The organism is Streptomyces piniterrae (assembly GCF_005048155.1).
Lineage (GTDB): Bacteria > Actinomycetota > Actinomycetes > Streptomycetales > Streptomycetaceae > Streptomyces > Streptomyces piniterrae.
Genome location: NZ_SUMB01000014.1, coordinates 153,548 through 167,003, shown reverse-complemented (window position 1 = coordinate 167,003; position 13,456 = coordinate 153,548). Strand labels below are relative to the sequence as shown.

The following is a 13,456-nucleotide window of genomic DNA, read 5'->3' as shown; positions in this document are numbered from 1 at the left end:
TCAGCGCTGCCTCACCGCTCCTTGTCCAGTGCCTCCAGCAGATCGTCGTCGTCCAGCTCCTCGTCGAAGACCGCACTGACGTCGAAGCGGCACACCACCCGCTCGGGATCGGCCTGGTCGAACGGGGTGGACAGCCACTCCCCCGGCTCGGCCGGATCATCGGCGGCGGCCACCCACAGGGTGGAGTCACCCTCCTCCAGGCCGAACTCCTTGTGCCGGGAGGCGATCTCGTCCGGTTCGAACTCGCCGAAGAGCACACCGAGCGCCGCGTGCACACTGCTGCCGACCACACCGGCGGCGTCGGCGCGCGCGGCGCCGTTGCCCACCGCCTCGTCGGCGGCGTCCGGATCCAGATCGGCGATGCGCTGTGCCTGATGCAGCAGCCGCTGCGGTTCGGCGACGGTGTAATCGCGGCGGATCAGCACGCTCAGCGCACTCGGCTCCTCCGGGCCCGCGTACGCCGGCAGTGTGTCGCTGCCGGGGATCTCGAAGGGGGTGACCTCGTCGTAGGTGTCGTACAGCAGCTCGTCGTACACCTCAGCCGCCGCGGCGAGCTCGTCGAACGCGGCGTAGACGGCCGGGTCGTCCTGCCCCGAGCGGCGTTCGACCGCGTCGAGGTGACGGTCCAGCGCGGCTTTGACCGCCTCGGCGGCGGCACGTACCTCGGCAGCGGAAGGCTGCGCAGCATCAGACATAGTGCAGACGCTATCCGTACCTGGGCCGGTCCCGCACAATAGATGCGATGCCGGAATACGAATTCTGCGATGTGTATGTGCCTCGGGGGGTCTCCCGGAAGGCCGCCACACGCCTGCTGACCGACCATGCCGAGTACGGACACTGGGAGTTGGACCGACTTCGCCTCAATCCCGACGGCAGCCGCCGGGTGCGGCTGCGCCGCCGGATCATCCGACAGCTCCGCGCCACCTGGTAAGCCGGAATCGTGTGAACGCAACCGTGTGATCACGGCAGAGCGGGCCCCGCCACGGCGAGGCCCGCTCCGTCGTACGCGCTGTGCGCCACCGGTGGTAAGCGCTGCGCTATGTGGTTCCCGTCACCTGCGCGCGCTGCGTGCCCGACGGTAGAGCACCGCTCCGCCGAGCAGCAGCGCGGCGCTCGGCGCGGCGTAGTCCATCGCCCCGGAGCCGGTGTGCGCGAGCTGGCCGCCGCCCTGCGGCTTGGCCTTGGCGGCCCCCGGCGTGGTGACGATCTCGGAGCGCGGCTCGGACTCGGTCTGCGGCCGCATCCCCGTGGTGTCGGGGGTGTCCGTGCTGTCCGATACGCCCGGCCCGTTCCGGTCCTCCGGCGCCGAAGGCTGTCCGGAATCCGACGGCCGCTCCGGGCTGCCCGGCCGGTCTCCCGGCTGCTGTCCCGTCGGCGGGTGGTGGCCGCCGTGGTGCTCCGGGGAGTCGGGGCTCGTCGGCGGCACCATCGACGAGTCGTTGTCGCAGCCGTTGCCGGACGTCGGGTTGACCAGCCCGACCACGTCGACGCTGTTGCCGCAGACGTTGACCGGTACGTGGACCGGCGCCTGGACGTTGTTGCCGGACGCCACACCGGGGGAATCCACCGCACTGCCCGAGGCACCGGACCCCTGGTGCCCACCGGAGCCGCTCCGGTGCTTGCCGCCGTTGCCGTGGTGGTCGCGGTGGTCGCCACCGCTCGGGCCGCGGTGCTTACCGCCCCCGTCGTTGGAGCACTTGTTCCCGAATGTGGGGTTCAGCAGTCCGACGACGTTGATGCTGTTGCCGCACGCGTTCACCTCCACGTCGACCGGCGCCTGGACGTTGTTGCCGGACGCCACACCGGGAGAATGCGCGGTGCCGCCGCTGGCTCCCGAGTCCGCGTGTGCGTAGCCGCCGACGGCGGCCAGTACACCCCCCGCGGCCGCGATGGTGATCAGGCCCTTTCGCGCGACCTGCCTCATAGGTTGCTCCCCTGCCTTGATGCCTTAACCGGAAATGCGCGCGAGCAGACTCAACGTGAATCCATGGAGATACCCCGGAGATACGCGGAGAGAGACACCCGCCCGCAGAAATACCCAGCGGCTCCGGAATGCAGGAACTCGCATTCCGGAGCCGAACCGGGCCCAGAACCCTTGCGGATTCAGGTACAGCGTCAGAACCTCAGCTGTTCGTACAGGTGTTGCCGAAGGTCGGGTTCAGCAGGCCAACCACGGAGATCGTGTTGCCGCAGGCGTTCACCGGCACATGAACCGGCGCCTGAACGACGTTGCCGGAAAGCACACCAGGGGACTTCACAGCAGCGCCCTGGGCCCCGGAGTGAGCAACTGCCAGGCCCGCACCGGCGAGAGTCACACCACCGGCGACTGCCGCAGCGGCGACGATCTTCTTGATCATCATTCCTCCTTGTAGACAAGGCGGTCCCAGCCGCGGACCGCAAGTATGACAACGAGGAAATCCCTGCGGCGGCTACCAACGCCTCGCCGCATTCACTCTTTTCAGCGAAGACGGCGCGAACGGCAGGAAATCCGCGCCGAATTCGACTGCACCTCAGCTCTGGTCGATGAACCGGTCGAGGACCCGCACCCCGAACTTCAGTCCGTCCACCGGCACTCGCTCGTCCACGCCGTGGAACATCCCCGCGAAGTCCAGCTCCGGCGGCAGCTTCAGCGGCGCGAAACCGAAGCCGCGGATCCCGAGGTCGTCGAAGGACTTGGCGTCCGTGCCGCCGGAGAGCATGTACGGAACGGCGCGCGCGATCGGATCCTCGGCCTGCAGCGCCGACTGCATCGCATCGACCAGGGCGCCGTCGAAGGTGGTCTCCAGCGCCTTGTCGGAGTGCACGTCCTCGCGCTTGACCCGCGGGCCCAGGATCCGGTCCAGGTCGGCGAGGAACTCGTCCTCGAAGCCCGGCAGGAAGCGGCCGTCGATATGCGCGGTGGCCTGCCCCGGGATGACGTTGACCTTGTAGCCGGCGCCCAGTTGCGTCGGGTTGGCGGTGTTCCTGAGCGTGGCGCCGATCATCTTGGCGATGCCGCCGAGCTTCGCCAGCGTGTCCTCCATGTTCTCCGGGTCGAGCTCGGTGCCCAGCGCGTCCCCGAGCTGGTCCAGGAAGGCCCGCAGCGTCTTGGTCACCCGTACCGGGAACTCATGACGCCCCAACCGCCCGACGGCCTCGGACAGTTCGGTGATCGCGTTGTCCTTGTGGATCATCGACCCGTGCCCGGCGGAGCCGTCCACGGTCAGCTTCATCCAGTGCATGCCCTTCTGCGCCGTCTCGACGAGATAGAGCCGCAGCTGCTCGTTGACGGTGAAGGAGAAGCCGCCGACCTCGCTGATCGCCTCCGTCACCCCCTCGAAGAGGCCCGGGTGCTTGTCGACGAGATAACGCGCCCCGTAGGTGCCGCCCGCCTCCTCGTCCGCGAGGAACGCCAGCACGATGTCGCGCGGCGGCTTACGCCCCGTACGCAGCCGGTCACGGACGACGGCCAGCGTCATCGCGTCCATGTCCTTCATGTCGACCGCGCCACGGCCCCACACGCACCCGTCGGCGATCTCCCCGGAGAAGGGATGGTGCGTCCAGTCGTCGGCGTTGGCCGGCACCACATCCGTGTGCCCGTGGATGAGCAGCGCGGGCCGGGAGGGGTCCTCGCCCTCGATCCGGGCCACGGTCGAGGCACGGCCCTTGTGGGACTCCAGGATCTGCGGCTCCAGGCCGACCTCGGCGAGCTTCTCCGCGACGTACTCCGCGGCCACCCGCTCCCCCGGGCCCGAGTGGTCCCCGTAGTTGCTGGTGTCGATCCTGATCAGATCCCGGCACAGGTCGACGACCTCGTCCTCACCGGTGACCGTACGGGCCGGACGCGCCTCGCTCATGCCAGAACCTCGCTTCGCTCGGCCCCGCATTCGCGGGGCTCGCACCTCTCCTCGGTTCGCTCGCGGAGCTCGCTCACAGTGCCTCCTCTTGGTTCACGGCCGCGGGGCGCTCCCGGGGAGCACCGACCGCAGCGGGGGTCCACCGCCATCCTCCACCCCGGGAGCGCTCCGCCCAAGGCCGCAATATTCCCGACATGCCCTGGTCACAGCCCCGTGCCTGGCCGAAAGCGGGGGTGATCGACCACCCCGGAAGGTTTGCTATTGTTTTCCACGTCGGAACGGCCCAGGCCGGAACGGCAGACACCTTGTCCGGGTGGCGGAATGGCAGACGCGCTAGCTTGAGGTGCTAGTGCCCTTTATCGGGCGTGGGGGTTCAAGTCCCCCCTCGGACACCGGCTGAGACCCCAGTTGATCTGGGGTCTTTTGCTTTTCCCGGGCAGCCTGCAGCCGATATTTGCGATGCGGCCGCGCACCGCCCGTGCGTAGGGTGCGCGGGTCGGTGCGGTGTGAAAGGGGCTGTCGGGTGCTGATCTTCGATGCTGATGACACGTTGTGGGAGAACAACGTGATCTTCGAGCGGGTCATCGACGAGTTTCTGGAGTGGATGGCCCATCCCGAGCTGGGCCGGGACGGGGTGCGGGCCGTCCTCGACGGGATCGAGGCGGCGAACGCCGTGACGCACGGATACGGCAGCAAGGTGTTTCTGCGCAGCCTCGGGGAGTGCGTCGAGCGGCTTCGGGGGCGGGCGGCGACGGCCGACGAGTCGGCGCGTATATCGGGGTGGGCGGCGGCCTTCGACGGGCATCGGGTGGAGCTGATTCCCGGGGTGCCGGAGACGCTGGCCGAGCTGGCGCGGCGGCACGAGCTGCTGCTGTTGACGAAGGGCGACACCCAGGAGCAGGAGCGGAAGGTGGCGGCGTCGGGGCTGACCCGGCACTTCCGGGGTGTGCACATAGTGGCGGAGAAGGACGTGGCCACGTATGAGGAGTTGACCCGGGCGTACGAGCTGGTGCCGGCCGCGACATGGATGATTGGGAACTCGCCGAAGTCGGACATTCTGCCGGCGCGGGCGGCCGGGATGAACGCGGTTTTCATCCCGAACGATCACACCTGGGTGCTGGAGCACAGTGAGCTCGACCCCGACGACAAGAAGGTGCTGCGGCTGTCGGCGTTCGGCGACCTGCTGCGGCACTTCTGAGGGCGCGGGGACGGATGAGGGAGAGGGACGGACGATGAGCGGCGTGGGGCCCAAGGTCTCCTGTGTGTTCGTGTGTCATGACGGGGGCGGCCGGGTGCTGCTGGCGCGGCGGAGCGCGGGGGCCCGCGATGAGCCGGGGACCTGGGACTGTGGCGCCGGGGCGCTGGAGTTCGGTGAGACGTTCGAGGCGGCCGTGACGCGGGAGGTGCGCGAGGAGTACGGTGCGCGGCCGCTCGGCATCGAGCGGATCGGGGTGCGCAATGTGCTGCGCGGCGATCCGGTCGACTCGCACTGGGTCGCGCTCGTCTTCGCCGTACGGGTGGCCCCCGACGAGGTGGCCATCGGCGAGCCGCACAAGTTCGACGCGCTGGAGTGGTTCGCGCCCAACGCGCTGCCGGCGCCGCTGCATTCGCAGTGCGGGGAGAGCCTGGCGATGTTCGGCGCCCTTGACGCGGTGGGCCGGGGCTAGGGCGTGTCCGATGGGTCAGGGTCGGAATGCCCTGACCCATCGGACAGGCCCTGGAGGAACGGGCCGTACGGGGTGATCGGTGGCCGCCGGCGGGCGGTCAGCCCGCAGTGGTCCGCTCGCGCGGGTGGAGGCGTACGCGTGCCGGGCCGGTCGCCTGGAGGGTGATTCCGGCGGAGGCCGGCACCTCCTCGTCCACCGCCTCCAGTTCGTACGCACGCAGCAGGGTCGCCAGCGCCAGTACCGACTCCAGCATGGAGAAGTGCTGCCCGATGCAGGCGCGCGGACCGCCGCCGAAGGGGAACCAGGCGTAGCGGTGCCGGCCGGCCTCGCGCTCCGGGGTGAAGCGGTCCGGATCGAAGCGTTCCGGGTCTTCCCACAACTGCGGGTCACGGTGGGTGACCCAGGGCGCGACGACGACATCCGCGCCGGCCGGGATGCGGAAGCCGCCGATCTCGGTGGCGGCCACGGCCCGGCGACTGACGACCGGCGCCGGCGGATACAGCCGCATGGCCTCCTTGAGGGCCCGGGTCAGGCGCGGGAGGCGGTCCAGGTCGGCGGCGGTGGGCGTACCGTCCGCCAGGACCTCGTCGATCTCCTCGCGGACGTGTGCCTGCTCCTTCGGGTGCGAGGCGAGGAGGTGGAGGGTGAAGGCCATGGAGATCGCGGTGGTCTCATGGCCGGCCAGCAGGAAGATCAGGACCTGTTCGCGGACCTCGGTCGCGTCGAGGGAACCGTCCTGTTCGTTGGCCGCCTCGGCGAGGAGCGAGAGCAGATCGTCCGCGGGGAGGGGGCCGGTGGTCCCGGTGCCGGTTCCGGTTCCGGTGCTGGTGCTGGTGCTGGTGCTGGTCCCGGTGCCGGTGGCGGCCGCCGCCCGGCGTTCGGCGATGATGCGGTCGCAGACGGCGGTCACTTCCTCGGTGGCCTCCCGTGCGCGCCGATTCCCCGGGGTGGGCCACTCGCGGGGGACCTTCACGGGTACGTAAGCCCGCCGCACGACATAGTCGTTGATGACCGGCGCGCAGCGGTGGATGACGTCCACGGCCGCCTCCACATCCGTGCCGAAGAGGATCCGGGAGACGGTGCGCAGTGCGAGTCGGTTCATCTCGCCGACCAGGTCGACCGTGCCGCCGTCCATCGTCCGCCAGCGCTCGGCGAGGCTGCCCGCCTCGGTCGTCACGGCCGCCGCGTAGCCGTCGACCCGGCGCTTGGTGAACAGCGGCTGCACCAGCCGTCGCTGTCGGAGGTAGTCGGCGTCCTGGCTGGTGAGCAGGCCGTTGCCGAAGGACTGCCGGACCTCCTCGTAGAGCGGGTGGTCCTTGCGGAAGTTGGCGGCTTCGGAGGCCAGGATCTGCTGGGCGCCCTGCGGCGAGAACACGGCGTGGAACACGCTGCGCAGGCCGGGCGGGCCGGCCTGGAGGCGGACCACGTCGCCGTGTTCGCGGTGGGCGCGTAAGAAGGCGCCCAGGGAATCGCGGCGGAGGTCGAGCATCGAGCCGAGGACGGGGAGGCCGGCCGGGCCCGGTATCTCGGTTGCGGGCATCCCGGATTCCGGTGCGGGACCGGACCGGGGCTGGGGCTGGGGCTGGGACGGGGTGATGGGCATGCTCGGATTTCTATCCCGAATGGTGGGGGTCCTATCCCCAGGCTCAGCCAGGCCGATACGGGGTAGGGATCGGCCTGGGGCACTGTGGACCCCTAGGGGAAAGCCCTGTGAGGGAAATCCCCTAGGGGTCCACAGTGCCCCAACCACATCTCTACCCCGCTGCGTTCGGGGCGTCACATGCTCAGGTTCCTATCCCGAAGCCGGGCGCCGCGCCGTCCCCCGTAGCATGGGCCGGATGATCACCAAGCGTTCCGGCCGGCCGGCCGCCGAAACCCCGTGCCGGGTCACCGTCTGCCGCGGTTGCTGCTGCGGCGACGGGGCCAAGATCCCCGGCGTCGACCACGCGGGGCAGATCCCGCGGCTGCGGGCGGCCCTCGACGGCGCGGCGCCGGTACGGGCGTCGGAGTGTCTGGACGTCTGCGACCAGGCGAATGTGGTGGTGGTCCAGCCGTCGGCCGCGGGCCGGGCCGCGGGCGGCCGCCCCGTCTGGCTGGGGCTGGTCAACGATGACGAAGCGCTGGCGGACATCGCGGCATGGATACGTGCCGGCGGCCCGGGGATCGCGGAGCCTCCCGGGGTGCTGGACCTGTACGCGATGACCGTGTCGCGGCGGGTGCGGGAGGGGTTGGAGGGCGGCTAGCGGCTGGGGGCCAGGGGGGCTGGTTCGCCGGTTCGCCGGTTACCGGAGTCTTACGGGGCGGCCCCTGCCGCCCATCGCGCCCGCGTCTGGTGTTGGCTGGAGGCATGACGCACTTCGCCGCCTCCCCCGGGCCGCCCCGCCGGGTCCTGGTCGTCGAGGACGATCCGACCGTCGCCGAGGTCGTCACCGGCTATCTCACCCGCGCCGGGTACGCCACCGACCACGCGGCCGACGGTTTCGCCGCCCTCGACCGTGCCGCGGAGTTCCGTCCGCACCTGGTCGTACTCGACCTGATGCTGCCGGGCATCGACGGCCTCGAGGTGTGCCGACGACTACGGCGGGCCGAGGACGGGCCCGCGGTCCCGGTGGTGATGCTGACGGCCCGGGGCGAGGAGGCGGATCGCATCCTCGGCCTGGAGCTCGGCGCCGACGACTATGTCACCAAGCCGTTCAGCCCGCGTGAGCTGGTGCTGCGTATCGGCTCGGTGCTGCGGCGGGCGGAGGCCGCGCCGCCGGCCGCGGCGCCCGCCCCCGTGCTGCGGGCCGGTGACCTCAGCGCCGACCCCGGCGGCCGCAGGGCCGACCGCTCCGGGCGCGAACTCGCCCTGACCTCACGCGAGTTCGATCTGCTGGTGTTCCTGATGCGGCACCCCGGGCAGGTCTTCTCGCGGGACGAGCTGCTGCACCGGGTGTGGGGGTGGGAGTTCGGTGATCTGTCGACCGTGACGGTGCATGTGCGGCGGCTGCGGGAGAAGATCGAGGACGATCCGGCGGCGCCGCGGCTGGTGACCACCGTATGGGGCGCGGGTTACCGCTTCGACGGCGGGTCGGCGCAGGGCAGGTCGTCGGACGGAGGGGCGCGGCCATGACGGATTTCCTGGTGATCGTGGGGCTGGCCGCACTGGGCGCGGCGGTCGTGGGGCTGCTCGCCGCGCCCGCCGTACGCGCCCTGCGGCGGCGCTCGGTCGCGCTCTCGCTGTTCGCGGTGGCGGCGCTGGCGGTGGCCGCGATGGCGGCGGGCACGGTGGCGGTCGCGCAGGCGATGTTCCTGTCCGGGCACGACCTGGGCGTGGTGATGGCCGTGGTCGGCGTCTCCGGGGTGGTGTCGCTGGCCGCGGCCCTGCTGTTCGGACGGCGGATCGCGGCGGGCAGCCGGGAGCTGGCACGGTCCGCCCGTACGGTCGGCAGCGAGGGCGGTTTCGCGGCGCCCGCGGACCCGCCGACGGCCGAACTGGCCGCGCTGTCAAGGGCGTTGGAGGAAACCAGCGCACGGCTCGCGGAGTCCCGTGAGCGCGAACGCGCGCTGGACGCCTCACGGCGCGAACTGATCGCCGGGATCTCGCACGATCTGCGCACCCCGCTCGCCGGGCTGCGGGCGATGGCCGAGGCGCTGGAGGACGGCGTCGCGGAGGACACCGAGCGCTATCACTCCCGTATGCGGGTCGAGGTGGACCGGCTGGCCGCGATGGTCGACGACCTCTTCGAACTCGCCCGTATCCAGGCCGGTGCGCTGGCCCTGACCCTGTCGCGGGTGTCGGTCTACGACCTGGTGGACGACGCGCTGGCGGGCGCCCGGCCGCTGGCGCGGGCGCGCGGGGTGCGGCTGGTGGACGGCGGGGTGGCGCCGCTGCCGGTCCGCGTCGATGCCCAGCAGATCACCCGCGTACTGAGCAATCTGCTGGTCAACGCGATCCGCGCGACGCCGGCGGACGGCACCGTCGCGGTCAGCGCGCGGCATGAGACGGGCCGGGTGGTGCTGGCGGTCGAGGACGGCTGTGGCGGCATCCCGTCGGCCGATCTGGCGCGGGTCTTCGACACCGGCTGGCGGGGGGCACCGGCTCGTACGCCGCGCTCCCCCACTCCCGGCTTCGCCCGAGCGGGAGGTGCCCCCCTCGGCGAGACCGGCGCGGGGCTCGGACTCGCGATCGTCCGCGGAATCGTGGAGGCCCACCAGGGCCGGGCGACGGTACGCAACGCCGGCGCCGGCTGCCGGTTCGAGGTGGCACTGCCGTCGGCGGAGGCGCCGACGCAGGCGGGGCCGCCGGTGGCGTGAGCCCGGGGCCGCAAAACCTCCGGTGGCGTGAGCTCGGGGCCCCAAAGCCGCCGGTGCCCCGGAACCGCACCGGCGTGAGCCAGTGCCCCCTCGGCCCGTCTTCTCAGCCTCAGCCCTGAGGCTCAGGGGGCTGCCCTCTCCGCTCCCCGCCGCCCTCCGCCTCCCCGGCCCCGGCGCCGTTCCCGGGCCGCCACAGCGGATGGTGGCGCCGGGCCCAGTCCGCGTCCACCGACCCGGTGCGCAGCCCGCGCCGCGACTCGGGGTCGCCGTACGCCCGCCAGATGTGGCCGGCGATCACGATGACGATGGCGAGGGCGAGCCAGTCGTGGACGAAGGTGGCACCGGTGCGCCAGAGGAGGGGTGCCAGGTGCGTGAACCACATCAGCAGGCCGGTGCACGCCATCACGAGGACCGCGCCGGCGATCCAGGCGGCGTAGAGCTTCTGGCCGGCGTTGAACTTCCCGGCCGGGCGGCCGCCGCGGCGGCGCAGTGCGGCGCGCAGCCACTGGCGGTCGTGGGGGCCGTAACGGTTGAGGCGGGTGAGGTCGGCGCGCAGGGCGCGGGAGGCCAGACCGAGCAGAAGGGGGGCGGGCAGCAGGATGCCGGACCACTCGTGGACGGTGACCATGAGGGCGCGGCGGCCGACGAGTTCGGCGAGGAAGGGGAGGTAGAGGCAGCCGGCGGTGAGGACGCAGACGGCCATCAGCGTGGCGGTCGCGCGGTGCACCCAGTGCTCGGCGGCGGTGAAGCGGGCAACGCGGGGGCCGGCCGCGGTGCGCTCAGGTGGTCGGCGCATCGTCGCGTCCGTTCGACCGGCCGACCCAGGCGTCGACGTCATATCCGCGGTCCTCCCAATATCCGGGCTCGACGCGTTCGGTGAGGGTGATCCCGGAGAGCCACTTCGCCGATTTGTAGAAGTACATCGGTGCCACGTAGAGGCGCACCGGGCCGCCGTGCGCGTGGCTCAGGGGCTTGTCCTGCATCCGCAGGGCCACCAGGACGTCGGCGCGGCGGGCCTGTTCGAGGGTGAGGGACTCGCTGTAGGCGCCGTCGAAGCAGGTGAAGCGGACGGCCCTGGCCTCGGGGCGGACGCCGGCGGCGTCCAGGAGGGTGGCGAGGCGGACGCCTTCGAAGGGGGTGCCGGGCACCCGCCAGCCCGTGACGCACTGGACGTCGCGGACGAGTCGGGTCTGCGGCAGCGCGCGCAGGTCGGCGAGCCGGTAGGCGGCGTGGTGGCGTACCAGGCCGTCGATGGTCAGGCGGTAGGTCCGCTCGTCCTTGGGCGGGGTGGAGCTGGTCACGGAGTAGTAGCGGAAGCCGCCGCCGGCGGGCAGCAGCCCGGTCAGTCCGGTGGGGTCCTTCTGGGCGGCGGCGCCGAGGGTGTTGTCCCAGGCCCGCTGGAGGGCGGGGGCCGCGGCGACGCCGGCGGCGCCCGCGGCGAGCATGCCGAGCACGACGCGGCGGCCGACGGGGGTGCCGCGCCCGTCCTCGCCGCCGCCGTCGTCGTCCGCCGCGCGGGCGGGATTCGCGTCCTTGGTCACCCTTAGATTCGAACACCGGGCGGCGGCGGGGGCCAGTGTCCGGGGCCCGGCGTCAGACTTTCGTCATTCCTTGCGGGGAAATCCCTTAGGGACCCGTAGGGGAAATCCCGTAAGGGCAATCCCGCAAGGGATCCCCTAGGGGACGGCGGCGCCCCAGACCAATGCGTACCCCATCCGGACCGGTGGCTACGCCTTGGCTACCCCTTGTCTGCCCCGCAGTGGCCGCCGCTCTCGCGGGGCAGGTCGAGTGCCGGGTTGTGGTCGAAGAAGCCGGTCGGGCGGAGGGTGAAGCCGCAGCGGTCCACGGGCATGACCGGCCAGTCCTCCAGGCGGGGCAGGTGGGTGGGGCCGAAGGTGTGCCAGAGGGTGAGGTCGGTCTTGAGGAGCGGCTCGCCGGGGCGTGACCACTGGAGGACGCCGGCCCCGCCGGGGTGCTGATTGGGGTAGTCGCCGACCGGGAAGCGGCGTTCGGGGCGGCCGCGGGTGACCCAGAGATGGCGGGTGGCGTAGCCGACGCGGCGGGCGACCGGGGAGCCGGGCCGGGCGAGGAGGGTGGGGCCGGGCTGCGGGGTCAGGGTGTAGGCGACGGGCTGGCCCATGCGGTTGTACGAGGCGGGGTTGCTGATCCGCCAGCGGCGGCCGGCGGCCGGGTCGGCGTATCGGCCGGCGTCGGCGGAGTCGGTGATCGGGGTGGCACGGGTGGTGAAGGCGTTGCCGTGGGGATTGTCGGGGCCCATCGGGAGCGGGACCACGTCGACCTCCTCGACGGTGTTGGCGTGGCCGTCCACCGCCGGGTCCAGCCGGGCGCAGAAGAGGTGCTGGTGGAACGGGGCCTGGAGGCCGGGTGCGACCTCGGTGGCGTACGGGGTGCGGGTGCCCGGCACGGTGGCGGAGGTCTGCACCAGGCCGGTGGACTTGACCTCGAACTCGATGGTGCCGTCCTGGTAGAGGTACCAGTAGAAGCCGTAGTCGTAATTGCCGAGGGTCGCTATGTAGGAGATGACCAGGCGGCGGGAGCGGCGGGACTCGGCGGAGAAGTCGTCGAACATGTTGGTGTGCTTCCACAGGAGGCCGTGGTCCTCCTCGTGGATGCAGATGGCGTTGGGGAGGGTCTCCGGGTTGCCGAGGTCGTCGGCGACGACGGCGTCGAGGTAGCGGATCTCGCCGAGGCAGTCGCAGCCCAGGCGCAGCGCGTTGGCGTTGCGGCCGAGGGTGTACTCGCCGACGTCGAGGTAGCAGACCCAGTTGCGGGCGGGGTCGGGTTCGGCGTACGGGACGGCCATCTCGGCGAGTGAGGCGCGGTGCAGGACGGGGCGCAGCCGGCCTCCGTCGCGGTGCGCCAGCTGGTGCAGTACCAGGCCCTCGCGGCCGTTGAAGTCGACCCGCAGCTGCCAGTTCTGCCAGGTCAGGAGGGGGCCGTCGAGGGTGAAGGAGGGGCCGTCGGGCTGGCTTATCGCCAGCGGTTTGAGGTCCGTACGGGCCGGTCCGGTGAACTCGGCCTCGTAGCGGCCGCATTCGGCGGGCAGCGGGACGGCACCGGTGTCGATGAGGCGGACGACCCGGCGGGCGGTGAGGTCGACATCGACGACCAGGCCGCCCACGGGGTGGGCGAAGGGGTTGTCGGTCTCGTCGCAGCGCAGGAAGGTCAGCGAGCGCAGCATCCGCCGGCCGCGCTCCCCTTCTATGCCGAGATTGCCGGCGGCGAGCGGGGCGCAGACGACCAGTTCGGTGTCGGTGATGCCGCGCTCGGCCATCGCCTTGCGCCAGCCCTGGTCGGCCTTGACGATCGCGTCGCAGCGCTCGAACTCCTCGAAGAGGAGGGGTGGTTGACCGTCGGCATCCGGATCCAGCGGGCGGTGTGCGAGCAGGGTGCGGGTGGTGACGTCGACGAGGGCTTCGTGGCCGGCGCCGGTGGCGGGTTCGAGGAGGGTGACCCGCAGGCGGCGGACGACGGGGGTGCCGGGGCGGTGTGCGGAGACGGTGTGGCGGTCCGGCTCGTCGAGGAGGACCAGCGGGAACCGGGTGGTGTCCGTGGCCTTGCCGGCTTCCGTCAGGACGGCGCGGGCGGTGGTGATCTCGTCGGCGGTCAGCGGGTCGAGTGGGTGCGGGTGCATCG

14 protein-coding genes and 1 tRNA gene are annotated in these 13,456 nt (G+C 71.8%); 7 read left to right on the top strand and 8 right to left on the bottom strand.

Features of this window, described 5'->3' with window-relative positions:
* Positions 1-11: 11 nt before the first annotated feature.
* Positions 12-695, bottom strand: a complete 684-nt coding sequence (locus FCH28_RS32555; protein WP_136743802.1) for a hypothetical protein — start codon at positions 693-695, stop codon at positions 12-14.
* Between the two features lie 47 nt (positions 696-742).
* Between FCH28_RS32555 and FCH28_RS32550 the strand changes: the two genes are divergently transcribed.
* On the top strand, positions 743-931 hold the full coding sequence (locus FCH28_RS32550) for a DUF5703 family protein (RefSeq protein WP_018537156.1): 189 nt from the start codon (positions 743-745) through the stop codon (positions 929-931).
* A gap of 120 nt (positions 932-1,051) precedes the next feature.
* Here FCH28_RS32550 and FCH28_RS32545 read toward each other — a convergent pair whose 3' ends face one another.
* The 3 genes from FCH28_RS32545 to FCH28_RS32535 form a co-directional block, all read right to left on the bottom strand.
* A complete protein-coding gene (locus FCH28_RS32545) occupies positions 1,052-1,924 on the bottom strand; it encodes a chaplin (RefSeq protein WP_136743801.1) in 873 nt (290 codons plus the stop codon).
* Between the two features lie 199 nt (positions 1,925-2,123).
* Positions 2,124-2,357 (bottom strand): chaplin, encoded by a 234-nt coding sequence (locus FCH28_RS32540; RefSeq protein WP_136743800.1) that lies wholly within the window; start codon positions 2,355-2,357, stop codon positions 2,124-2,126.
* A gap of 153 nt (positions 2,358-2,510) precedes the next feature.
* Positions 2,511-3,836, bottom strand: coding sequence for a M20/M25/M40 family metallo-hydrolase (locus FCH28_RS32535; protein WP_136743799.1), 1,326 nt, complete (start codon positions 3,834-3,836; stop codon positions 2,511-2,513).
* Between the two features lie 307 nt (positions 3,837-4,143).
* On the opposite strand from FCH28_RS32535, the gene FCH28_RS32530 reads away from it, so the two are divergent.
* From FCH28_RS32530 to FCH28_RS32520, 3 genes are all read left to right on the top strand, one after another.
* Positions 4,144-4,228 (top strand) — tRNA-Leu (locus FCH28_RS32530).
* Positions 4,229-4,359: 131 nt separating this feature from the next.
* Positions 4,360-5,034: an HAD family hydrolase gene (locus FCH28_RS32525; protein WP_136743798.1), complete on the top strand. Its 675-nt coding sequence runs from the start codon at positions 4,360-4,362 to the stop codon at positions 5,032-5,034.
* Positions 5,035-5,068: 34 nt separating this feature from the next.
* The gene (locus tag FCH28_RS32520) at positions 5,069-5,503 is read left to right on the top strand and encodes an NUDIX hydrolase (RefSeq protein WP_136743797.1); all 435 of its coding nucleotides are present in this window, start codon (positions 5,069-5,071) and stop codon (positions 5,501-5,503) included.
* 97 nt (positions 5,504-5,600) lie between these two features.
* Here FCH28_RS32520 and FCH28_RS32515 read toward each other — a convergent pair whose 3' ends face one another.
* On the bottom strand, positions 5,601-7,043 hold the full coding sequence (locus FCH28_RS32515) for a cytochrome P450 (protein ID WP_136743882.1): 1,443 nt from the start codon (positions 7,041-7,043) through the stop codon (positions 5,601-5,603).
* Between the two features lie 298 nt (positions 7,044-7,341).
* Between FCH28_RS32515 and FCH28_RS32510 the strand changes: the two genes are divergently transcribed.
* The 3 genes from FCH28_RS32510 (at position 7,342) to FCH28_RS32500 (ending at position 9,799) form a co-directional block, all read left to right on the top strand.
* Entirely contained in the window at positions 7,342-7,746 is a 405-nt protein-coding gene (locus FCH28_RS32510) for a (2Fe-2S) ferredoxin domain-containing protein (RefSeq protein WP_136743796.1), read from the top strand.
* A 104-nt stretch (positions 7,747-7,850) separates the two neighbouring features.
* Positions 7,851-8,615 (top strand): response regulator transcription factor, encoded by a 765-nt coding sequence (locus tag FCH28_RS32505; RefSeq protein ID WP_136743795.1) that lies wholly within the window; start codon positions 7,851-7,853, stop codon positions 8,613-8,615.
* A complete protein-coding gene (locus tag FCH28_RS32500; protein ID WP_136743794.1) occupies positions 8,612-9,799 on the top strand; it encodes a sensor histidine kinase in 1,188 nt (395 codons plus the stop codon). Before FCH28_RS32505 ends, FCH28_RS32500 begins: the two co-directional genes overlap by 4 nt.
* Before the next feature lie 109 nt (positions 9,800-9,908).
* On the opposite strand, the gene FCH28_RS32495 is transcribed toward FCH28_RS32500, so the two are convergent.
* The 3 genes from FCH28_RS32495 to FCH28_RS32485 all read right to left on the bottom strand — a co-directional run bounded on the left by FCH28_RS32495 (position 9,909) and on the right by FCH28_RS32485 (position 13,454).
* On the bottom strand, positions 9,909-10,595 hold the full coding sequence (locus FCH28_RS32495) for a cytochrome b/b6 domain-containing protein (RefSeq protein WP_246103428.1): 687 nt from the start codon (positions 10,593-10,595) through the stop codon (positions 9,909-9,911).
* A complete protein-coding gene (locus FCH28_RS32490; protein ID WP_136743793.1) occupies positions 10,579-11,340 on the bottom strand; it encodes a molybdopterin-dependent oxidoreductase in 762 nt (253 codons plus the stop codon). Before FCH28_RS32490 ends, FCH28_RS32495 begins: the two co-directional genes overlap by 17 nt.
* Positions 11,341-11,537: 197 nt before the next feature.
* On the bottom strand, positions 11,538-13,454 hold the full coding sequence (locus FCH28_RS32485; RefSeq protein WP_136743792.1) for a primary-amine oxidase: 1,917 nt from the start codon (positions 13,452-13,454) through the stop codon (positions 11,538-11,540).
* Positions 13,455-13,456: the final 2 nt, after the last annotated feature.